The sequence below is a fragment of the Nitrosospira sp. Nsp13 genome (genome assembly GCF_900101945.1).
GTDB classification, from domain to species: Bacteria; Pseudomonadota; Gammaproteobacteria; order Burkholderiales; family Nitrosomonadaceae; genus Nitrosospira; species Nitrosospira multiformis_D.
On record NZ_FMVD01000004.1, the window covers coordinates 1 to 23,338 of the forward strand.

Sequence of the window (23,338 nt, forward strand, 5' to 3'; positions counted from 1 at the left end):
CCCGCCTCACGCCGCTGGCTGCGCCGTCCGCAGCCATACCTCGCCGCCGCGCTTGCCCTTCTGATGTTCTCGCCTGTCATTATCTGGAATATGGACAATAATTGGGCGTCGATCATGTTCCAGTCAAACCGGGTCAAGGGAGGAAGTGAAGATCAATTCGCGGCACATCTATTATTTCTCCATCTTATGGTCCTGTTGACGCCGGTGGGCTTGCTTGCCGCAATCATGGCGGTCTGGCCGCGAACCGAACGCGACTCCAGCACCTATGCACGCAGGCGCCGACTATTTGTACGAGTATTCGCCGGCGTGCCGCTGGCAGTGTTCTTCGTTCTCAGCATTTCCGAGTCGCAGCGGTTTCACTGGACTGGACCGGCATGGCTTGCGCTGCTGCCAACCATGGCTTGGTTGATGGGTCAGGCGGGCGATTTCAGTACCCTCGCACGCCGTGTGAGAGCGGCCTGGAAACCTACCATTGCAGTTTGCATCTTTCTCTACGCATTTGTACTGCACTACGTGGTGCTCGGCATCCCCGGCATCCCCTATAAATTTTTGTCGGAACACTATTTCTGGCGGGAGGCCACTGGGGAAATCGAGCAGGTTGTAGCGGAAGTTCGACAACGAACGGGGCAAGAGCCCATTGTGGTAGGAATGAGTAAATGGTCGGTGGCCGCCTCCCTTTCCTTTTACAACCGCAGCGGCAAACCAATGGAGATACGCTCGCGCAATATGTTTGGCGACAGCGGCGCTATGTACGATTTCTGGTATCCATCGGAGCCGCCCACGTCCCTGCCAATCATCCTGGTGGGAATGAGGGACCACGAGCTCGAGCGTACTCGAAGAATCCCTGACATTGGCCGGATGCTCGTACAGCCTGGACCGATACAGGAGCAGCGAGTAGCCACACCTGACGGCAAACCATTGCGGCGGATATATTACCGCATTGCACAGGGGTATTTGGGTAAAAATCCTTAATAGTAGTTGCTTGTAGATAACGGCTACATCAGCGTATCACTCCACGCCGCAACAATTGCCACGAAACCTTAAAACCCCATAGCACCGGATGCCGCCGTAACATGGGCGTCACCTCAACGCGCACCCCAGTATGGCGTTCGATCTTCCATGCAGCATAACTAATGCTGTCGCTGAAGGTAAATGCCGCCTTTGTCAGCCGTAGCACCGACAGGACCGTGCCCTGCCAGCGGCGTAATCGCCAGCGCCATTGCGCACGCCGACGGTCCGCTACCTCGATCAGGCACCGATAACGCCCATCCGGCAACGCCTCCAGCACCCCCACCAATGCCGGCGCCGCATGCTCAGTCAAGCGCGTGTAATCATCCAGATTGATCTGGGCAAGCTGTTGCGCTCGCGTCGCACGTTCGGGCCGCAGTTCGGCTGCATAGGTCTGCGTCAAACCGTTGACCCAGATTGCTTCAACGTTCGCCACGGACGAGTTCAGCATGGGAAGACTGGATTTCAGAAATGTCACGACAGCGCGGGCCAACGCAGTGTAAATATGCTTGCGGATGGTCTCGTCACGCACGTACAACAATCGGGAAGGTTGGGCAAAGCGTGCCCACAGATACGGATGAAACCAGCGCCAAGTGCCTTGCTCGAAATCTGTCATTGAGACTACGGCATATTTGGCGCGGAATTTCTTTTCCTGCGTATGTCCCGGTGCGGATACCTCGAGATAAAACACATTGGGTGCCAACCATGCATTAAGGTATCCAAGATAACGCTCTGGGTAAGCTTTACCGTAGCTGTTTACGATAGCGTAGAAATCCACGACGCCATCACCAAGATCATCGGACCGCAGGCAGGATCCATAAAGGAGAACGGCCTCCAGCGATGAGCCGAACCGTGCTTTCAATGCTTCAACCAGAACAAGAAAATCCGCTGATACAGCCCTTGAGCTCAGCGAAGCAATCTCGGCGACTAGATTGTTGGGAATGGGCTGATCAAATATCGAGGCGTGGTCTGTCATGACTGTGAGTTTACCTTACCAGCTCCCAAGAAGGTAATTGGACCGGCTGCTGTAATACGCAATGGTCCATTCTCGCTTGATGCCCGGTAGGATTCGCCATCGACGATGTAATCGTCATCGATCAACAGCTCCAGCGCTCTGGTATTGCAACTATGATAACCGTCTTGCTCTTTAAGGGAGCCTCCGCGGCCTGAAAGTAGCGCCAATAGCGAACGTAAGGGACGATTTGGTTTCTGTCGAACAAATGTTATATGAAGCGGCTCCTCCTCTTTTCCCCAGTACGGACGCATGCCAAACAACAAGCGATCCAGGGTGCTGGCGAAGAGAAATGCATAGGTTCCATGATGCAGCTCAATATTCCTCTCGATAATTGACATCCGGACCGGTGCCCAGGCTCCGTGACGACGCCCGAAAATCAGGCCAATAAGATAAACAACTGTAATAAGACCTGAATAAATTTCTCCGGTAATGCCCAACTGTTTTATCTTGCTCTGAGAAAATATCACAGCGCGGGCAATCAATCCGACACCAAAAAACATCCCATAAACCTTTGCCACCCCGGCTTGTTCAATGCACAGCACGTGGCGCTGTAAAAATACCGGGGGGATTTGCTTCAGCAGATCCCCCTTCAATTGCTGGAGAATAAATTCCGGTTTACCGCAGATACCCAGATCCAGCGCTGTCATGTTGGTGGTACCGCCCGGGATAATCGTTAGTGCAGGCCATCTTGCGAGTGGTTGCGTTGCAAACAAATGACACAAGACTCCCTGTACGGTACCATCTCCACCAATAATTACCAGCAAATCAACATCTGCCCGTACAAAAGCATCCACCGATGCGTTAATCTCAGGTTCGTTCGTGACTTCACTGCAGGTTGCACCCGGAATCTCGGCGAGTACCCGCCTTATTGCATCCTTGCGCTTGCGAATACGTCCGCTGAGAGGATTGAAAAGCAATCCGATCATGGCCCCCCCAGATCTCAATCTATCTATCCGTGAATTTTCTATCATTTTTCCTAACTGCCAAGGGTGCAAAAATACGAACCGCCAGTTTCCCTTCATCCTCGCCAGGAACAATGTCCTCAAACCATGATCGTAAAGGCCCGTGCGCCCGCCGTGCTTGCCAACCCATCATTACCCGAACAGCAAGAAAGATGGTGGAAAGAAGGTGCCAGATAATTACCAACCAGAGCCCGATGTCCGGCCGGTCTATAAACCAGCCGAATGTCAACAGGATCAGGTTAGGATTACGCCGTGCGGTAATGAGCCGGTTAAATGAATCCAGTGGGCGCCAGATAAAAATATCAAATGATGCGATCCAAAACTGGAAAACTCCTTCACACAATCGGCCACCCACATAACCGATGAGTATCAACGAGAACATCATTGGCAAGTCGGCTGTCTGCGTTAGTGCTGCTGTCAAGCCTACACCCCAGGCCATATACCATAGCGGTGGATGAATAATATCCAGGCCGTGATCGAGCACATCTCCAACACGGCTCGAGGTGACGGTTACTCGCGCCAGCTTCCCATCGACCGTATCCATAAAGGTCATCAACCATCCCATCACCAGACCTATGCCATAGTGGCCGTACCAGAAGGCAACCCCGGCCAGCACTGCAAACACAAGACTGAGCAGCGTAACCTGGTTTGGCCGTATACCGAAGCGTACACAAACGCGAACAGCCCAGGATGCGGGTATGGGCCAGAGCCATTTCGTCACGAGGTCGGTCACGCCTTTGTACGATCGGGCAAAGAGTTCTGACTCCAGCCGCCGGCAGTTATCTCTACTGATAGGTAATAGGTAGGGCAGATCCCTTTTCTTGAGAGTTTGCTGAAGACCCAACAGATTCAAATCTCTTAGGGTATAACGAGGCAAGGTGGAGAAAGACTCTCCTTCCCCCCCGTCCATGAAACTCGCCAGCGCATGGTGCATATCTCCATCAGTAATCCGGATTGCGACCGGCTGGCCTGCGTCACTGCTAAGCACCAGGTTCACTTGCGTGTTAACTAACGCCATCAGGACTCTGGCATCAAACAAATAATCTGCCCGTAAGAATAATGCTGGCGCACGTGCTGGAATCTGCTCGGGACTATCGATCACTCTGGTCTGCTTAAATGCCTTTAACATCCGTTGCAGTCGCTCGCGGCCACTCAGGCCCCAGATATTCGTCTCACTATCTCCGAGGATATAGATGTAGGTTATCACTGGGATATTCCGGGTCGTTGTCTGTGTATGGATTTGAAATCATTAAATGACCTGCTATGTTCGTAGTGGCCGCCGGTTGTGTGGAGGGACACACAGATCGAAATATATGCCGTCTCACTGCCACGGCAATACGCCATCCGGAACGAGTGCCGAATCCTTTTACTCTAATGGGAAATAATAAGCAAGCGGCTAAAAAACCCGCCGCAACCAGAAATTAGCAAGGGTAATCAACAGTAGCCCAGGACCGAGAGCAGTTAGCGCAGGATTCAAATGCAGCAATAAACCCACATTTGCGATAACCTGATCAAACAGGTAAACACTGATTCCAAGCATGGATGCGAGCACCAGCTTATTGCCAAGGCCCGTCCGTACCGATCCGAAAACAAAGGGAATGGAAAGCAACAACATTGCAATGGTTGTCAATGCTCCGCCAGCCTTCCGCCACAAAGCCAGTGCATAGGCATCCGCCTCCTGACCGGTCGCGCGCAAGAAACGCACATGCAGAAACAACTCGATGGGAGAAAGACTCTCAGGTGACTTGGTCAGTGTCGAAATATCATCCGGATTCAGAAATGATCTCCAGTTCATCGATTTTGTACTCGTGGACTCGATGCGTTGTTCAGTAAATGTCTTGATGGTGACGTCGCTTAATTCCCATAGATGATCAGCGATGATATCCGCATACTTGGCATAAGTATAGGTGAGCAGAAACCCGTTATCGTCAAAATGCATTACCTCGATATCCGCAGCCTTTTTTGCATGCAGCATCTCACCGATACGTAATATATTCCGCTCATCCCGGGTCCAGATGCCCAAATTCTTGCCAAGAGCCGCGCTCTTATCAAGCGCAACCGCGCGGGACGAAATAGCCCTCTGCTGAAGTTGCGGTGCGACAAATTGTTCCAATACGGCCATGAATAATAAGAGAATCAATCCAACTCCCAGTGGAGCGAGACTGATACGAATGGGAGAAACACCCGCTACCCGTAATGCGGTTAGTTCGGAGTTAACAGCCAGCCGTCCCAACGCAATCACATTGCCCAGCAGCGCAATAAAAGGTGCAAGTTGGACAAACCTGCGTGGCAGTAATAGCGCGGTATGCAGGAACGCATCCTGGATGCGATAAGTCCCTTTTCCTACATCGTCCAGCTGATCCAACAGGTCGAGAAAGCTGAATAACGGCAAGAGTACCGCGGTAGCGATGCCCAGCCCCATTAAAACCTGTAGGGCAAGGTAGCGATTAATTATTTTCATTGGCGCCGGAATAGCTTCCGCCAGAAACCGGGCGACAGCAAGCTGAACGCAACCATGGACATCAAGACGTAAAGCCACCAGACACCCGGTACTCTGCCGATGGCTCCCTGCTCCACCCATGTTTGAGCCAATCCATTCAGGATGTAGTAAATCGCAAAAACCAAAGCTGCAACATAATAAGTTTTTTCACCCTTATCCTGGCGAGGTGAGGCACGGCTGAATGGGATGGCAATAAGTGCCAGCAGAATGGTGGCAATGGGACGTGAAAGCCGCCACTGGAATTCCGCAATATCGCGTGGCTGATCAGATTTCTGCAACACCATGGTGGTAGCGGCCTTGCGTTTGTAATCCAGCACATTGCCGCTATCGGTAAAATATACCAGCTTCTCGAACCGGACTACCATATCTCTCGTTTCGGAATGCATCAGCCGGTAAGTAGCGCCATCAAGCAAATTAATTTGTGGGCGTTGACCGGCTGTCGGCTCCTGCGGATGAGCCTCCTTGGCTACAATAATCTCGCTGCTGTCTTTCTTTCTGATGTAATGAAATACATTCTTCATCTCCTTGCCGGTGCTATCCTTGGTCTGAAGATAGATGACTCTGCCACTGCCTTCGCTTCCATAGAAACGTCCGGCCTGGAATCGATCCATATTTAATTCAGCCTCCGCCTGCGCATTCAGGATATAGCTTTCTTCATAAGCCCATGGACGTACGAAGATAGAAAGTACACCACTGATAATTCCCACGGGAATGGCAACGATGAGTACAGCATAAATTATGCGGTTATCGCTGACACCGGCGGAACGTAATACATTAATTTCCTGATCCCTGTGCAGCCGCCCAAGACCCATGACAATAGCGACGTAAAGAGCGATCGGCATCAGTACTTCCAGGGCAATCAGCGTCCGCAGCAGTATCAGCTTCAGCATGGCGGCAATACCCAGCGATTCTGTGACAGCAGCTGACAGAAAACGGGCACTGCTGAAACTAGAGAATAATGCCGCCAAAATGATGATCACTACCGTAAACGGTATCAACAATTCACGCGTAATATATCGTTCTATTATTTTCACGGATTCTTCTCGCCAGGTGGTGCTGAAACGGCCATATGCTATGGAAACTGGTCAGGCGAGTCTGTTTTCTTTTGAGCAAGCGTCACTGCTCCCGCCAGGACGGACTCCACAAGCAGCATGTCCTCCACCTTGTCGACATCAACGCCGGCCTGAGGAAAAGGTAAAAATACCGGCTGTACCTTGATCCCGGTTTTGGCCAAAACAGCCTTTAACCCGCGGTCGAGCGTCAATAACCCAAATAGGTACAAGAGTACAGGCGTAAGGCCGAAAGTCTGTGCGATCAATTTTTCCGGACGTTTGCGCAGGTCTTCCGCCCGCTGCCAGAACGACACCAAACCACGGCCACGAGGATTAAGAAATGCATAAAGATTGCAGCCGCAGACGCCGCCGTCCCGCAGACGTATGACGGTTCGCTTTACGCCGGGAAATGCAGCGGCGATATCTTCATATTTAACCACCCCCACCGTGGCGTCGCTATCCACCTTTTGCGATTCGCCTAAAAAATAGCGCACAATTGAAGACGTCAATAAAGCATGATCGGCTGTCGTCAGCAACACCGGAGCATTCTGATCGATGTGCATGAGTCCGCTATCGGCGCTGCGGCTGGGGGAATCCAGGTTCGGCAGCCAGATGACTCGCCCGCTTGCGATTCGCCTTTCCAGCTCGGGACAACCGGGGATTGCGGACTTGGGCGGTCCACATATGATGATCGTCTTCACCATATTACTGGCTTCCAGCGCATCCAGCACGCGAATGATCATCGGTGTTCCATAGATCGGTGCAAACGCCTTGCAGGCCATGCCCGTTTTAGCCGCCACCGGGTCACCCGCTGCGCGGTCCGCGGCCAGCACGATGGCGGTAAATTGATCAGTTTTATTCATCGCAGGCTTTGATTCTCACTCTGACACCATCTTGTTCGTCAACTATCGATTACAACGTCTTGCCAAAAATCCGGTAACGCTTGTACTGCCGGCAACCCAGGTAATCAAGGATTGCACGCATTGCCTTGTTATCCTCAAGTATCCATGACAGTTCAACCGCCTGGATCCCTTTGGAAAGTGCTGCCTGCCGCGGCGCATCGATTACCATAATCGCCAGCGCCATGCCAATCGGGGAGCTCTGAAATTGCTTGCGTACACCCATCAACGGTATCCGGCCGGTACGAACTCCTCTGGATTTAAGGTGTTTGATCATTCGAATCCAGCCGAGTGGAAACAAGCTGCCATTAAGCTCGGCGAATATTTCGTTAAGGTTGGGCAATCCAACCATAAATGCGGCCGGGTGACCATCCACTTCGGCAATCTGAATGAACTCATCGGGCACAAGCAGACGAAGACTGCTGCCAAGCTCGGCAAATTCGGCCTTGGTAAAAGGAACGAAGCCCCAATTCTCCGACCAGGCATCATTGAATATATCACGCAATATTTCCATCTCTTCGCCAAATTTGTCGCGGCGTAGCGTGCGTAATCGTACCTGTCCGGAAAATCTTTCAATCACGGTATTCATCAACCGGGGCATCTTATAGTCAACCTCCGCCCAATAGGCAAGCAGATCCCGCAACGGTTGATAGCCTTGCTCTTCGAGTAATCGACCATACCATACGCGGGAATGCGGCATCATCACCATCGGCGGCGTGTCGAAACCCTCTACCAGGATGCCGCACTCCTGATTAATGGATAAATTGAACGGTCCGCTGACATGCCGGGTATGCCGGGCGGTCAACCACTCCTCAGCAGCATGCAGAAGCGCGGCAAATACCCCCGTGTCATCTATCCCTTCCAGCGAGCCAAAATGACCCGTATCCTCACCATAGCGCTGCCGGTGCAGTTGATCAATTTGGGCACAGATCCTCCCCACCGGCTGATTGTTCCGGTATGCAATCCATGCTTGCCATTCTCCGTGTTTGAAAAATGGATTGAATCTGGAGAAATGCAGTCGCCGCTCCAGGCGCAGAGGGGGTACCCACATCGGGTCATCCGCATATATGCGCCAGGGAATATCGATAAATATCCCCATCTCACGATAACTTGTGACCGGGCGTACGACTACAGCACCGCCTATCGACAGACCGGGCTTTTCATTCATGACGGAATATAAATAATCAAGGAAACCATTACGCTAAAATATCGTATGTTAAAGACCGCAGTATCCGGTTAGAGCCCAGGCAAACTTAATCGGCTATTGAGTTTCGTTCATTCGGCCTTACCCATTATCAACGTCCGTTTGACGCCCGGTGCGTTAACTCGATGGCACATTGATGACGTGTGCTATTATAATTACTGATTAACGGCAAACCGGATTTCGACAAACCTTCTATTGCTCATCGGGCTAAGATTGGGCATTGAAATTCATACTTTTGTTAATTTTACCATTGGGGCATTTGCGATATCATTTACTTGTGACAAAGGCGCTTAATTCGCGAGTATGCAGGTTTGGGCGATAACGCCTCGTCTGAATCTTCAAAAGAAGCGCTGTTCCTTCTACTTAACAAATACAATGCTGAGTAGTTACCCGCAAGTGAAAAATAGGGGAAAAGTGATTATTAACAGCCTTACAGGCCACAAGAAAAATAGTTAAAATTCCCTGGCCATACTTTACAAAGAGGTTAATGATTGATGGATAGTCCTGAATATAGCCTGTTAATTTCTCTGGCTCTTATCCCTGTCGTCTTTATGTTGCAGATGTGGGTGAGACACCGTCGACTCCGTCGGCGTAACGAATCCGGGGATCAGGAATTCGACAGCCTTGGTGCAACGCTCATATCGGCAATTGCCGAGGGATTGGCCGTTATCGGTAGTCTAATACTTATTATCTGGATCATGGGGGCTGTATTGAGGTACCTGTTCCCCGTCATATTTAATGCGCAGTAATTCGCGATTTCAAGAAACCCGATAGCAAGCTCGAAGATCAAATAGTCCTTTTAATTTCGGAGCCTGCGACAGATAGAATCGCTGATTTTGTCGCGCAAAACTGTCCACTTATTTCTTTCTTGCGCTGTTTTTCGAATTTGATGACTAATCCTGGTTGTGTATGCGCATAGTCGTTACGGGAATGGGTATTGTTTCACCAATTGGCATAGGCGTTGACCAGTTCTGGACAGCGGCTGTCAATGGTGTCAGTGGTATCCGAAAGATTACGGGTTTCGATGCATCCAGTCAGCGCTCTCAAGTGGCGGGAGAGATCCCGGGGTTCGATCCCGCCAGCTTTCTGACAGCCAAGTATATGGAGCAAACGGACAGATTCACCCAACTGGCGCTGCTGGCCACCAAACTCGCGCTGGAAGACGCGGGTGAACTGGATGCATATGCGCCGCAGCGTTTAGCCGTAAGCATAGGTTCGGGAATGGGCGGATTCGCTACCTTTGAATCTTCCGCCATGCGCAAGTTTCGAAATCAACCTATACCTCCATTCACGGTACCTCGAACCATGGCAAATTCCGCGGCTGCCTGGATCGCGATCAAACACCGATTGAAAGGAGTGAATCTGACCTGCAGCACCGCATGCTCTTCCGGAGCCAACGCAATTGGCATGGCTCTCGATCTTTTACGGACGGGAAGAGCCGATGCCGTGATTGCCGGGGGTGCGGAAGGTTGCGTATTACCGCTGACCATGACGGGTTTCGAAGCATTGCATGCGCTGACTACCGGCTCCAATACTGATCCAGCACGAGCATCCCGGCCTTTCGCCAAGGGCCGGGATGGATTCGTTATGGCGGAAGGCGCAGGCGTGCTTATCCTGGAGAGGGAAGAACAAGCCAGGCATCGAGGGGCGAAAATGTATGCCTGCCTTGCTGGCTATGGACAGGCATGCGATGCGACGCATATCGTGATGCCGGACATGGAAGGCCAGATAGCGGCAATGCAAGCAGCGGTTATGGACGCCGGCATGAACACTGATTCCATTGACCATATCAATGCACACGCGACATCCACCCCCCTGGGAGATATCGTGGAAACCCGTGCCATTAAAAATCTTTTTGGCGACCGGGCCGGAGATATTGCCATCAGTGCCACCAAATCCATGGTTGGCCACTCTATCGGCGCATCGGCTGCTATCGGCAGCATCGCCGCTATCATGGCTCTTCATACCGGTACGGTACATCCGACTATCAATCTTGATGAGGCTGATCTGGAATGCGATCTTGATTACATACCCAACCGCGCACAACAGAGGAACCCACGGAGCGCCCTATGTAACGCTTTTGGATTTGGCGGCAACAATGCAAGTATTATCTTCACAACCCTTGAATGAAGGAACGGAAACAGACTATGGATACAGTGGATATTGAAGCAAAGGTAATACAGTTTATCGCGACGAAAGTGGAGAACCTGGATGCTTCCACCATAAACAGGTCTTCAAAATTTGAAGACCTCGGACTTGACTCCATGGATACGATTCAACTTTTGTTCGATGCGGAAGATACATTCGGCATTAATTTTGATAGCGATGAAGCGAAAGGATTTACCTGCGTCGGAGACATTGTTTCCTATATTGAAAAGAATCAGGTACCGTCTACCGAGGAATGAGGCACCCAACAAGCATTTGCAGCGTTCCAGCGTAGCCTATCGAAACTATCATGATTTCCGGACAGTGGTTTTCTTAACGGCGGATGTCCTGGATTTTGGTCTTGCCGCCTTAGTTGCTGTAGTTGCCGCTGTTGTTTTTGTTTTTGATTCCCTAGGCTCAAACTCGAATCCCACTTTTCCCTCGGCACCCGCCACCAGATAAGCTGAGAATGGCCTTCCTTTCTTGGATATGAATTTTGGCAACAAATCGGTTTTACCCGTACGTAACAGTTTTTCGACCTGCTCGCGTTCAAGAGGACGCATAAGGATTATTTTTCCAATTTTGAAATTGCAGGTGCGTGCCGAACCGACAGCTTTCTCACATGTGTAGCTCATACTATGATCGAATACCCTGCCACCGCAGCGAGGACATTTCCCCAGTGATTCCTGGCCGGAAAAGTCGATAATTTCGGTGCCTTCCTCATTGTCGCTACCAAAATCAAATTTCATTTCAAATTCGTCGGTAAGCTTGATGTTGGCATTAAACAGCCGTCCCATTTTGCTACGAAAGCCTTGCAACGGACCCACTTCGCGCCGGGTGATCAGTTGCTCCATTTCCTCGGTTTCGAATTGCCGCCCGGCCAGAATTTTCCATAACGCAAAATCGCATTTCTGACACTGAAATTTCTTGTAAGTCTCCTGCACGATGCCACTGCATTTGGGGCAAGGGGACTTAAGCGTGGAAAAATCTCCGCTTATGGTTTCACCGCGATGACTTTTCGCCTGTGTCACCATATGATTCGTCATGCCGGCGATTTCTTCCATGAATTTGTGGCGTTCGAGTTTGCCCTGCTCGATCTGGCGGAGTTTGAATTCCCAGTCACCCGTTAATTCCGGTGAGGTCAATTCAGGCACCTTCAGTCCACGCAATAATGTAATCAGCGAAAATGCCTTGGCGGTAGGCTGCAATTCCCGTCCCACGCGTTGCATATAGTTTTCGAACACCAGGCCTTCGATAATCGAAGCCCGAGTGGCGGGCGTGCCCAGTCCTTTCGCACTCATGGCTTCCCGAAGATCTTCGTCTTCCACCAGTTTACCTGCGCCTTCCATGGCCGACAGCAACGTGGCTTCATTGAATCTGGCGGGGGGCCGGGTCTTACTGGCGACGACGTTAACTTCCCTGGCAAGCACCGGTTCATCTGGATTCACCGCAACCAGAGTCGAGTCAGCATTTGCGCTCTCGGCATGAATTTCCTTGCCGTAAACCGCCTGCCAGCCAGGATTGACCATTACCTTACCTTCGGTTTTGAATGGCTCGTTCTCCACACGGGTGATTCGAGTCGTAACAAGAAATTCGGCGGCAGGATAAAAAATGGCCAAGAACCGCTTGGTCACGAGATCATAAAGTTTCGCTTCCGCATCGTTCAGACCCTTGGGTTCAAGCGAGGTTGGAATAATGGCGAAGTGATCGGAAATCTTTGCGTTGTTAAACACTCGCTTATTGGGTTTGACCCAGTCCGCTTTGAGAATCTGTTTGGCAAATACACTGTAACGGGTCTGTTCCAATGAATTGAGGGTATCCTTGACGGTTCCAATATAATCTTCCGGTAGCGCACGCGAGTCTGTGCGCGGGTAGGTTAACGCCTTATGCTTCTCATATAACGCCTGGGCCAGCCCTAACGTTGTTTTGGCGGAGAAACCAAAGCGCCCATTAGCATCGCGCTGCAAACTGGTAAGGTCATACAGTAGCGGGCAGATTTCCGTGGTGGGCTTGCTTTCTTCGCTGACGGTACCGGGTTTATCCTGACATTTGGCGCGGATAGCCTCAGCCTTGCCCTGATCCCACAATCGCTCGGCTTTTTGTTCGCTATCCTTTTTGTCTTTTGAAAACTTTTCGTCGAACCAACGTCCGTTATACATGCCTGCTTTAGCGGCGAACGTGCCGTGTACTTCCCAGTAATTGCGGGGAACAAATTTCCTGATCGTGTCTTCCCGCTCAATCAGGATTGCCAGCGTCGGGGTTTGCACTCGTCCCACAGTGGTCTTATGAAATCCGCCTTCCTGAGAATTGAACGCGGTCATGGCGCGAGTACCATTTATACCCACGAGCCAGTCAGCTTCCGAGCGGCTCACAGCTGCTTCCGCCAGCGGCTGAACAGCAGCATCATCAAGCAATTTGGTAAATCCCTCGCGAATTGAGGCAGGGGTCATGGATTGCAGCCAAAGCCGTTTCACCGGTTTCGTGGTTCCCGCGTGACGCGCAATGTAACGAAAAATCAATTCCCCTTCCCGTCCCGCGTCACAGGCATTGATAAGCTCGTTCACGTCCTTGCGTTTGATGAGCTTGGTTAAAAGCTTCAGGCGCGACTCTGTTTTCTCGATGGGATTAAGGTCAAAGTACGGTGGAATTACCGGTAAATTGGAAAAACTCCATTTCCCGCGTTTGACTTCGTATTGCTCCGGTACCGCAAGCTCAAGCAAATGACCGACAGCCGATGACAACACATACTGATCACTCTCGAAGTAATCGGTGTGCTTGGTAAACCCCCCTAATACCCGCGCGATATCGGCGGCAACGGAAGGCTTCTCGGCGATGATTAAGGTTTTTCCCATGAAACTCCTGTGAACACTCCGTGGTTGGGGTGCAGTTCTGAGAAAGCACACACCCGATTATCGGGCGGCGCAGTCCAATTTACGTAAGTATTACAATTACTTTACGCTCAATTGCCTTTTCGGGATTACACGGATGGCGAGAACGATTGGACTATCCGCCGTGATAACTACCGCAGCCGCTGGTAGCATCCACCCGGCAGCGTGGCGACCACGCCATCCAGTTCAAGCGATAATAGCATCGCTGATACTGTTTCCGCCGTCAAGCCACTACGGGTGCACAGTGTATCGATGTTGGCGACGTCATGGCCGAGATATTTCAGCAGCAGCGATTCTCCTGCGGCGGGTTCATCCGTGTCGTTGACCGTACTTCGTGCTAACTGATATCCCAGCTCATCCAGAATATCTTCGGCGCTTTCAACCAGTTTCGCTCCTTGTTTGATAAGTGCGTGACAACCCTTTGATAAGGGGGAATGAATCGAACCGGGAATGGCAAATACGTCCCGTCCCTGCTCCAGCGCCTGCCGGGCGGTAATAAGAGAACCACTTTGCAGCGCGGCTTCCACCACCAGGCAACCCCGGCTCATGCCGCTAATGATGCGGTTGCGGCGCGGAAAATTGCTACCCACGGCGGGGGTGCCCAATGGAAACTCGGAAACAAGCACTCCCTTTTCCGCCAGCTCATGGGCAAGATCGCGATTGCGTGCGGGATAAACGACGTCCAGGCCGGTCCCCACTACCGCGATGCTGGCTGCCGCGCCACGCAGACCCCCACGATGAGCCGCGGCATCCACACCGAGCGCCATTCCACTCACAATGCAAAGTCCCGCGTGGCTTGCAGCCTCGGCAAAAGCCTCCGCGTTGGAAAGCCCTTGAGGTGTAGCATTGCGGCTACCGACCACAGCAAGGGCGGGTGAGCTCAGCAACTCCCGTTTCCCCTTGAGATAGAGAAGCGGAGGAGGATCCGCGATATTGAGCAGCATCGAAGAATAATCGGGATCAGCCAGCGTCATAATCGAGTTTGCAGGATCTTCGAGCCATTTAAGCGTTACCGCAACTTTTTTTCTGTCCCCCCCTTGTACAATGTTGTCCGCTATCTTTTTCTTCACCAGGCGCTCAAGTGCGGCAGCTTTTGCGGAAAAAATACCGGCGGGACTGCCGAAAGCCACCAGCAATCGCCGGATTGACTCATCACCAAGACCATCAATCAAGCCAAGTGCAAGCCAGGATTCGATATCCTCTATTGGCTTCATTTTAGTCGATCCATGAATCCGGCAGTTTGATCGCTCATTTTCCAGCCCATTTCCAGGCGCCATAACCTGGAATAATTTTTTGCATCACTTGACCTTCGCTTTGGTGAGTTAACTTAGATGGATTTAACCTAAATCCGGTAGTTGGACGGGGCGAACGCACCCAGGAAGCAAGAATCAAAATGGCACAAAAATTCTCTACGGATCATAATTCCAGATTGACGAATGAGCGGCCAACTGCCGGATTTAGGTGCAAATGGATGGTACGGTGATCGCACTGCGTAATGGCCCAAGTTCACAACATTTTTTGATTACCGAGAGGAACCCATTGATTCTTTCGGAAAGCTCGAGGCGAGGCCTCTAAGCGATTGTCTGGATCAACAAATTGGCAATCAGACTGTCCGAGATTTCGTATCGGTGTCTTCGACGGGCTGGCCGGACTCAAGCCTCCGGCCCAAATCAGGATATAATGGACTTATGCTTGGAGAATTACCGGCAAGAGACCCCAGACATAGACCCAAGATAGGGATCAAACAGAATATCATAATGATACGGTTTAAATTTTGCATTTAGATTATTAAATGCGCAAGTCTTTTTATGGCACTCCTGAAGATACTACAATACCCGGATGAACGGCTGCACACCGTGGCAGACCGAGTACCGAAGGTTACTGATGAGATTCGTGCTTTGGTGGACGATATGGCGGAAACCATGTACTCCGCTCCTGGAATTGGACTGGCGGCAACCCAGGTTGACGTGCATCAGCGTGTCATCGTAATCGACATCTCCGATACCCGTAACCAGCTGCATGTGTTGATCAACCCTGAAATCACAGCCCGCAGCGGTGAATCTGACTATGAAGAAGGCTGTCTGTCCGTACCGGGAATATTCGGAAAGGTGGAACGCGCGGAGCGGGTCACGGTCGAGGCATGGGATCGCGATGGCAATCCGTTCGTGCTCGATGCCGATGGCTTGCTGGCAGTATGCATTCAACACGAGATGGATCATTTGGTAGGCAAAGTGTTTGTTGAATATTGGTCGCGGATGAAACAATCGCGCATTCAAACCAAGTTTAAAAAGCAGCAGCGCAAAGTAATGTGAGGGCCGGTTTCCCGGCCATCGGCAAGTGTGGATCATTGACCGCTGAATTTGAGAGGCATCTGAATAGATCCCGCGGGTTGTCAAGTGCGTTGCTGGCAAAAACGGAAATCACAGGACGTACGACGCGGGCTTGATCTACGACGCCAAGACGCATCGCGCGAGGTGCGCCTGCAAGGTATTTGCTCAGCGGTTCTGATGAGAGGCGGCCACGCCTCTTCGGCGGGTCTTCTTCGTGTATGCTCCTGGCTAAACCGCGTTCTATATGAACCTAAATCCGGCAGTTGACCGGTCATTCTTTAGCTCATTTGCCAACTAGGCACCATGACTTGTAATAACTTTTTGCCTCCCTTGACCGTCACCTTCCGGGCGAGTTCGCCAAATATACGGTTCTTGCGGCACACGGCCGCGCTGCAACGCCTTGCCCTGTACCCATTCCACTTCACCCAACTGCCGGATTTAGGTTGAAAATTATTTTTGCGGGCACCCCGCCATTCTCCGTTCCCGCGCTTGAAGCCTTGGCAAATGCCGGGCATGAGATTGCATTGGTGCTGACCCAGCCAGACCGCCCTTCCGGACGTGGCATGAAGCCCACCGCAAGCGCGATCAAATTGCTGGCACAACAACGCGAATTTACCTTGCTGCAGCCCTATTCGCTTAAACAACCGGAGTTGCGCGCGCAACTCGCTGCCATCGATGCGGATGTCATGGTGGTTGTCGCCTATGGACTGATTCTGCCTTCAGCTGTTTTGAACATCCCCCGCCTGGGTTGTCTTAACATCCATGCTTCCTTGCTGCCCCGCTGGCGGGGAGCCGCCCCAATCCAGCGGGCAATATTAGCGGGAGATCGGGAGACCGGGATCACCATCATACAAATGGATCGCGGCCTGGATACGGGCGCAATGCTGTTGCAGCGAAGTGACGCAATTGCAGTGGATGACACCGCGCAAACTCTGCATGACAGGCTTGCCTTATTGGGAGCGGTTTGCATCGTGGAAGCATTGGCGCATTTGCGTGAAAATATGCTTTCTGGAGTTCCTCAGAATGAAATTGCCGCGACTTACGCACCGAAACTGGAAAAAAAAGAAGCGGAAATTGACTGGCAACTAAGCGCGGAGAACATCAATCGTGTAGTACGGGCGTTCAATCCTCGCCCCGGTGCTTATTCGCGGGTACGTGGAATCTCTATGAAAATATGGCAGGCAAGGGTCACTGCGGATGCCGCTGGCCAACCGGGAGAAATTGTGGCAACAGGACGCGACGGAATCGTGGTGGTCTGTGGCGAAGGGGCGCTCATACTGGAAGCCTTGCAGAAATCTGATGGAAAAAAGATGAGTGCGGCAGAATTTCTCTCGGGGCATCCATTGCGGCCGGGCGACCGATTTGAACCCAAACTTGGCGATTGATCTTTTATTTTACTGCTCAATGCCATGATCCATAATGATTTTTTATCATACCTGAATTTCAGCTTCTTGATAAACCCGTTACAACTGCCGGATTTAGGTTGAATGCGGAATGATTAAAACTCAGTGTTTGGCCGCCGCAACGGTGGGTAAAGTACTGGCTGGCGCGAGCCTGACCGAGGTATTGCAGGAGGTCTGGCGTACCCACGTTGACCTTTCTGGCCAGCAACGCGGAGCCATTCAGGATTTAAGCTACGGTGTACTACGTTTTTATGGTCAACTCGACAGGTTGCTTGGCTTATTACTGAACAAACCACTGCGGGACCGGAATATACGTTATTTATTATTGGTGGGCCTGTATCAACTGGGGTATAGCAAAGCTTCCGTGCATGCAATTGTGGATCATGCCGTATCCGCTACTCAAGTGATGAATGGTAACAAAGGTGTCCAAGGACTGGTCAACGCGGTATTGCGCAACTTTGTGCGACAACGCGCATGTCTTCTGGAACGGGCGGCTGAAAACGAGGTGGGACGGTATTCTCATCCACAGTGGTGGATAGACAAACTTCACGTACACTACCCGGAAAGCTATCAGGCAATATTGGAGGCCGGCAATCAGCATCCACCCATGACGTTGAGGGTCAACCGGCGCAAAATCAGCGTGGCGGAATACGAGAAACGTCTCAACCAAAACGGCATGGATACGCGGCGATTGTGGAATGACGCGCTCGAGCTGGCACAACCGGTCGCAATTGACAAGCTCCCGGGATTCACACAAGGGCTGGTGTCGGTACAGGATGCGGGCGCCCAACTTGCCGCACCATTGCTGGACGCGCACGACGGCATGCGTGTCCTGGATGCTTGCGCCGCGCCCGGAGGCAAAAGCGCGCATTTGCTGGAATTGGCGAAAGTGGAATTAACCGCGTTGGACAATGACAGCGTACGGGTCGCCCGCATAACAGAAAATCTCTCTCGTCTGGAACTCGATATCCACCGCATCATTTGCGGAGATGCCGCGCACCCGGCGGAATGGTGGGATGGCAGGAAATTCGATCGTATTTTAGCCGATGTGCCCTGTTCCGCCTCGGGCGTGGTGCGCCGCCACCCCGACATCAAATGGCTAAGACGTGAAAGCGACCTCTCCCGGTTTGGTGAAAAGCAGCGCAAAATCCTGGATGCCTTGTGGCAGATCCTGACCAGAGATGGTAAATTGCTCTATGCTACCTGTTCGGTATTCGCCGAGGAAAACAAGCTGCAAGTGGAGAAGTTTCTGCGCCATCATTCAGACGCCCGTCTGTTGCCTCTGTCCCAGGTTGAAGCAATCGATGGGCAACTGTTGCCGAACTCTCATCATGACGGTTTCTTTTATGCTCTGCTGCACAAAGCCTGATTCCTTTGCGCGCCTGCTGCAGGCGGCGGCAGTGATACTTCTGAGTATGGTACTGCCGCTGAGCACTACCGTCCATGCGGAAGGCATACAGATAAAGTCCATCGTGATCGATGCGACGGACGAAGGTTATCAGTTTGACGCTGATTTCGAGATCGCGCTTAACCCCAAGCTGGAACGCGCACTTGAGAAAGGTATCGTGCTTTATTTCGTTACTGAACTCAATCTGATGAAATTCCGCTGGTACTGGCTGGGTGAAAGAGTTGCACAAAGTAGAGTACGTGAAGGATTGAGCTATTACGCGCTGACTCGTCAGTACCGTTTGAGTCGCGGAACGCTGTCGCAGAATTTCAACACACTTAAGGAAGCGCTACAGGCGCTTAGCCGGGTGCGCGACCGTCCTCTTATCGCAAGTTCCGAGCTAAAACCGGATATGGAATACACGGTGGAATTGCGGATGCGACTTGATATCTCGGCATTGCCTAAACCTTTTCAGGTGGAAACGCTTGGCTCCAGGGAATGGGATCTCAGCACTGGCACACTCCAGTGGAGCACAAGGTTGCCGTTGCCAAAGCTTCAAGATAATACCCGGCCGTGAAATACGTCATCATCATCGGTGCGGGACTGGGTGCGGTCATGCTGTTTCTGCTCGCCACCGCGGGTGCCGACACAGGGCTCTTTGAACGAAAATATAGACTTCTGATCCGGGTCAATGTCGGCTTCGTGTTGTTTCTCATGGCGGTGGTGGGATATTTGCTGTGGAGACTCAAGCGCAGGCTCAAGGCCGGCGTATTCGGTTCCAGGCTGGCGCTACGCCTGTTGCTGATCTTCTCTCTGATGGCGATTCTCCCGGGTGCGCTGGTGTATGGCGTCTCTGTGCAGTTCCTCGGGAAAAGTATCGAATCCTGGTTTGATGTCAAAGTGGATCGTGCGCTCGAGGGAGGATTGAACCTCGGGCGTACCATTCTCGACAATCTCTTGGTGGAACTACGCAACAAAGCTCAGTCTGTCACCCTTACCCTAGCTGAGGAATCCGCCTCGCCGCTACCGGTGCTGGAGCAGTTATTGAATCAATCCCAAATCCGGGAAGCCGCGCTGTTTGATCAGAATGGAAAGCAAATGGTATTTGCTGGCTTACATGACACGGGATTATTCCCGGACACGCTCAGTGCGGCGGTAATGCAACAGACGAGGATAGAGAATATCTACAGTACAGTTGAATCCATTCCCGACAAAGGCTTGTATTTAAGGGTGGTGGCGCCTATCGATGCACCAGGCATGAAAGGTGATGGGTGGATGCTGCAATTATTGCAACCGGTACCGAAGCAGCTAACCGAAGATGCGGAAATAGTACAGGCGGCGTATCGCGATTATCAGGAATTGCTGCTCTCACGCGAAGGGCTGAAGGGATTATATGGCGTGACGCTCACACTCGCGCTGCTGCTTTCGCTTTTCTCCGCACTGGCGGCGGCGTTCCTTATCAGTGAGCGGCTGAGCGCACCATTGGGCATGCTGGCCGAAGGTACCCGAGCCGTAGCACAAGGCGACTTCAGCAGGCGCCATCCCGTCCAGAGCCGCGATGAGCTGGGAGTGCTGACCGAATCATTTAATCTCATGACTCAGCAGCTGGAGGAAGCCCGCGTTACCGCCGAGCGCAATCAGCAAGAGGTGGAAAGCGCCCGGGCTTATCTGGAAAACATACTGGCCAACCTCTCATCCGGCGTTCTGGTATTTGACGAGAATTTGCGTATGCGCACCGCAAATCTTAGCGCCGAGCAAATCCTGAAGGTTCCACTGATGGGTCTCCAGGGATTAACCATTGAAGAATGCGCGGTGCGCGAACCTCAGCTGAATTCTTTCAAGGCGGAAATTCTTGAAGGATTTCATTCTGGTAAAAGGGGCGAATGGCAGTGTCAGGTGGAACGCATGAGGGATGGCACCAATCAGGTATTGCTGCTCCGTGGGACACGTCTGCCGCACGTATCGGGCAGTGGCGGTGTCGTGGTGTTTGATGATATCACCAGTTTATTGCAGGCTCAGCGTACCGCCGCTTGGGGCGAGGTGGCACGGCGCCTGGCTCACGAAATCAAAAATCCGCTCACACCGATACAGCTTTCGGCCGAGCGTATGCAGCACAAGCTCGCGGAGAAATTAAGTACGCAGGATGCCCATATCTTGCGGCGGTCCACTGAAACGATCGTCAATCAGGTCGAAGCACTTAAAAAAATGGTCAATGAATTCAGTGAATATGCGCGGGCACCCGAACTGGAATTTCATATGCTGGATTTCAACGGCCTGGTGCGGGAAGTGCTTGCATTATATGAGGCCGCGAGCACAGGGGCGCCTGGAAATCGACAACCCCGCATCGATTTGGCCCTGGCTTCAGATCTGCCGGCGGTGAGGGGTGATTCCGCACGGTTACGACAGGTTATTCACAATCTCTTGCAGAATGCTCAGGATACACTGATGGGCGTCCCGGAACCCGCCATCATGGTTCGAACCGAAATTGTGTCAAATGGAATGCGGTTTAGCGTGAGTGATAATGGTGCGGGATTCCCCGAACAAGTCCGAGCCCGGGTGTTCGAACCCTACGTTACCACCAAGTCCAGAGGTACGGGACTTGGACTACCCATTGTTAAAAAAATCGTTGAGGAACACAGCGGTGTGATTGAAATAGAGAATATCCGGCCTTGCGGCGCACGAGTTTCAATTACCCTTCCGGCCAAGCAAGCAATTTGACGGTTTATCATAAAATTACATAACCACTATCCACTATGAATGTATCTTCCATCTTGGGAAGCACCCGCTTTGATAATTCGCACTCAGGCCCCACTAACAGGGTAGATTCCCCTGCGTTTGCAAAAGAGATCCGGCTCTGGAACCTGAACCCGGCAATTGACTGTTCATTTTTTAGGGATTTTTAGCTAAGTACTATGATCCGCAATGACTTTCCACCCAACTTGATCTCCATCCTTCTGGTGAATTCGCTACAGGAAGGATCGCACTCTGTCCAACCGACGAATTCAGCTAAATTATGAGCAACAATACGATACTTGTCGTTGATGACGAAGTCGGCATACGTGAGCTATTGTCCGAGATCTTGCGTGATGAAGGTTATCAAGTGGCCCTTGCGGAAAATGCCGGGCAGGCACGCAACTGGCGCAAGCAAGCGCGACCCGACCTGGTATTGCTCGACATCTGGATGCCGGATACCGACGGCATCACGCTTCTGAAAGAATGGGCAAGTGGCGGACTGCTCACCATGCCGGTGGTGATGATGTCGGGACATGGGACCATAGACACCGCAGTAGAGGCAACACGGATGGGCGCATCCGGCTATCTGGAAAAACCGGTTCCGCTGCAAAAATTATTGAATACGGTAGGGCGCGCACTACGTGGTGGACAAGGCAAACCACTCACGATACTTCCGCTCGCCAGCCTGGGCAGAGGTCCATTGATCGCCGACCTGAAGAAACGGCTGGAACAGGTAGCCAATCTTAGAACGCCGTTATTGCTCACCGGCGAACCAGGAACCGGGGCGGATTTGTGTGCACGCTTTCTACACCGCCCAAACACTCCCTGGGTGGAGCCGGACACCCTTGCTGCCCTGACGAATGCCCCGTTTGATCTACTTGAACGTGCAAAAGGTGGCCTGCTGTTTCTCAAGGAGATCGGGGATCTCAACAGATTGGCACAAAAAGGCCTGCTGTTGCTGTTGGGCAAGCTGGAAAAATATAGTGTACGGCTGGTATGCGCCACCTCCATGCCGTTAGCGGGGCTGACTGCGCAAGGCGCCTATGATCAGAGGTTATATGAAATTTTGAGTGGTCTTTGCATCAATGTTCCCGCGCTGAGGGAGCATCGGGAAGATATTCCCGAACTGGCCAGCCAGATTCTCTCGCGCTGTATTGAGTCAGGCGAAGTACCCCTGCGACAATTCAGTACCGCCGCGCTTAACGGCTTGCGGAATCATGACTGGCCTGGCAACCTTGCGCAACTTACCGGCGCGGTTCACTCTCTGGCGCTCACCTGCGCTGGCGATGAGATATCGGCGGATGATGTAAAGCAGATACTGGTCTCCTCATCTCCGACCCAAGCAGTGGCAGGTGTTCCGCTTAATATTCCTCTACGCGAGGCACGCGACATGTTTGAGAAAATTTATTTTGAACAGCTCATTGATCAGGAAAACGGCAACATGACTCGAGTGGCGGAGCGGGCCGGGTTAGAGCGCACTCATCTTTACCGCAAGCTTAAACTGCTGGGAATCAAGCTGCGCAATCACTAAGTGGGAAGAAATTTTCCGTTTATATCACGCCCAGAAATTATCGGGACCATCTAGGGCCTGTTAACAGATATGAGCTCACGACCATTCGCGTCGGTGGCTCCCATAGCGCTTTTAGCGTTAACTGCAATTCGCCACATCTGAAATCTTGCATTAGTATCAACGCAAAGTTGTCTGACATCGTATCTTAAGCGATAATAATGGTTTTTGCCGACCCGCACCCTTACTCAGGTTAGGGGGTGGTATTTTTATTGCAATATATCCATTGAACGAGGGAGTTTGTG

Annotated in this window: 17 protein-coding genes and 1 pseudogene; 9 read left to right on the forward strand and 9 right to left on the reverse strand. The window is 51.9% G+C overall.

Features of this window, described 5'->3' with window-relative positions:
* Nucleotides 1-972, forward strand: a pseudogene (locus BLO43_RS16740) (dolichyl-phosphate beta-D-mannosyltransferase); the annotation flags it as partial.
* Nucleotides 973-1,000: 28 nt separating this feature from the next.
* On the opposite strand, the gene BLO43_RS17030 reads toward BLO43_RS16740, so the two are convergent.
* The 7 genes from BLO43_RS17030 to BLO43_RS06270 all read right to left on the reverse strand — a co-directional run bounded on the left by BLO43_RS17030 (nucleotide 1,001) and on the right by BLO43_RS06270 (nucleotide 8,604).
* Nucleotides 1,001-1,984, reverse strand: coding sequence for a hypothetical protein (locus BLO43_RS17030; protein ID WP_254773363.1), 984 nt, complete (start codon nucleotides 1,982-1,984; stop codon nucleotides 1,001-1,003).
* Nucleotides 1,981-2,949 (reverse strand): diacylglycerol/lipid kinase family protein, encoded by a 969-nt coding sequence (locus BLO43_RS17035; protein ID WP_254773364.1) that lies wholly within the window; start codon nucleotides 2,947-2,949, stop codon nucleotides 1,981-1,983. The genes BLO43_RS17030 and BLO43_RS17035 overlap by 4 nt, the downstream gene beginning before the upstream one ends.
* A gap of 19 nt (nucleotides 2,950-2,968) precedes the next feature.
* Nucleotides 2,969-4,192: a CDP-alcohol phosphatidyltransferase family protein gene (locus tag BLO43_RS06250; RefSeq protein ID WP_368086133.1), complete on the reverse strand. Its 1,224-nt coding sequence runs from the start codon at nucleotides 4,190-4,192 to the stop codon at nucleotides 2,969-2,971.
* 189 nt (nucleotides 4,193-4,381) lie between these two features.
* On the reverse strand, nucleotides 4,382-5,446 hold the full coding sequence (gene lptG / locus BLO43_RS06255) for an LPS export ABC transporter permease LptG (RefSeq protein WP_090906334.1): 1,065 nt from the start codon (nucleotides 5,444-5,446) through the stop codon (nucleotides 4,382-4,384).
* Nucleotides 5,443-6,519, reverse strand: a complete 1,077-nt coding sequence (gene lptF / locus BLO43_RS06260) for an LPS export ABC transporter permease LptF (RefSeq protein ID WP_090906335.1) — start codon at nucleotides 6,517-6,519, stop codon at nucleotides 5,443-5,445. The genes lptG and lptF overlap by 4 nt, the downstream gene beginning before the upstream one ends.
* A gap of 38 nt (nucleotides 6,520-6,557) precedes the next feature.
* Nucleotides 6,558-7,400: a nucleotidyltransferase family protein gene (locus BLO43_RS06265; protein WP_090906336.1), complete on the reverse strand. Its 843-nt coding sequence runs from the start codon at nucleotides 7,398-7,400 to the stop codon at nucleotides 6,558-6,560.
* A gap of 49 nt (nucleotides 7,401-7,449) precedes the next feature.
* Nucleotides 7,450-8,604 carry an N-acetyltransferase gene (locus BLO43_RS06270; protein ID WP_175443879.1) on the reverse strand — a complete coding sequence of 385 codons (1,155 nt, stop codon included), beginning with the start codon at nucleotides 8,602-8,604 and terminating at the stop codon, nucleotides 7,450-7,452.
* A 945-nt stretch (nucleotides 8,605-9,549) separates the two neighbouring features.
* On the opposite strand from BLO43_RS06270, the gene fabF reads away from it, so the two are divergent.
* Entirely contained in the window at nucleotides 9,550-10,770 is a 1,221-nt protein-coding gene (gene fabF / locus BLO43_RS06280) for a beta-ketoacyl-ACP synthase II (protein WP_090906338.1), read from the forward strand.
* A gap of 17 nt (nucleotides 10,771-10,787) precedes the next feature.
* On the forward strand, nucleotides 10,788-11,045 hold the full coding sequence (locus tag BLO43_RS06285) for an acyl carrier protein (protein WP_090906339.1): 258 nt from the start codon (nucleotides 10,788-10,790) through the stop codon (nucleotides 11,043-11,045).
* Between the two features lie 48 nt (nucleotides 11,046-11,093).
* On the opposite strand, the gene BLO43_RS06290 is transcribed toward BLO43_RS06285, so the two are convergent.
* Both BLO43_RS06290 and dprA read right to left on the reverse strand, forming a co-directional pair.
* The gene (locus BLO43_RS06290) at nucleotides 11,094-13,637 is read right to left on the reverse strand and encodes a DNA topoisomerase III (RefSeq protein ID WP_090906340.1); all 2,544 of its coding nucleotides are present in this window, start codon (nucleotides 13,635-13,637) and stop codon (nucleotides 11,094-11,096) included.
* A gap of 167 nt (nucleotides 13,638-13,804) precedes the next feature.
* Nucleotides 13,805-14,887, reverse strand: coding sequence for a DNA-processing protein DprA (gene dprA, locus BLO43_RS06295; RefSeq protein WP_090906341.1), 1,083 nt, complete (start codon nucleotides 14,885-14,887; stop codon nucleotides 13,805-13,807).
* A gap of 594 nt (nucleotides 14,888-15,481) precedes the next feature.
* Here dprA and def point away from each other — a divergent pair.
* The 6 genes from def to BLO43_RS06325 all read left to right on the forward strand — a co-directional run bounded on the left by def (nucleotide 15,482) and on the right by BLO43_RS06325 (nucleotide 23,057).
* Complete coding sequence (gene def, locus BLO43_RS06300; protein ID WP_090906342.1) at nucleotides 15,482-15,985, forward strand: peptide deformylase; 504 nt, start codon at nucleotides 15,482-15,484, stop codon at nucleotides 15,983-15,985.
* A gap of 461 nt (nucleotides 15,986-16,446) precedes the next feature.
* Nucleotides 16,447-17,388 (forward strand): methionyl-tRNA formyltransferase, encoded by a 942-nt coding sequence (fmt, locus tag BLO43_RS06305; RefSeq protein ID WP_090906343.1) that lies wholly within the window; start codon nucleotides 16,447-16,449, stop codon nucleotides 17,386-17,388.
* A gap of 109 nt (nucleotides 17,389-17,497) precedes the next feature.
* Entirely contained in the window at nucleotides 17,498-18,775 is a 1,278-nt protein-coding gene (rsmB, locus tag BLO43_RS06310) for a 16S rRNA (cytosine(967)-C(5))-methyltransferase RsmB (protein ID WP_090906344.1), read from the forward strand.
* On the forward strand, nucleotides 18,753-19,370 hold the full coding sequence (locus tag BLO43_RS06315) for a DUF4390 domain-containing protein (RefSeq protein ID WP_254773365.1): 618 nt from the start codon (nucleotides 18,753-18,755) through the stop codon (nucleotides 19,368-19,370). The genes rsmB and BLO43_RS06315 overlap by 23 nt, the downstream gene beginning before the upstream one ends.
* Nucleotides 19,367-21,511, forward strand: a complete 2,145-nt coding sequence (locus BLO43_RS06320; RefSeq protein WP_090906345.1) for a sensor histidine kinase — start codon at nucleotides 19,367-19,369, stop codon at nucleotides 21,509-21,511. Before BLO43_RS06315 ends, BLO43_RS06320 begins: the two co-directional genes overlap by 4 nt.
* Before the next feature lie 295 nt (nucleotides 21,512-21,806).
* Nucleotides 21,807-23,057, forward strand: a complete 1,251-nt coding sequence (locus BLO43_RS06325) for a sigma-54-dependent transcriptional regulator (RefSeq protein WP_090906346.1) — start codon at nucleotides 21,807-21,809, stop codon at nucleotides 23,055-23,057.
* Nucleotides 23,058-23,338 lie beyond the last annotated feature (281 nt).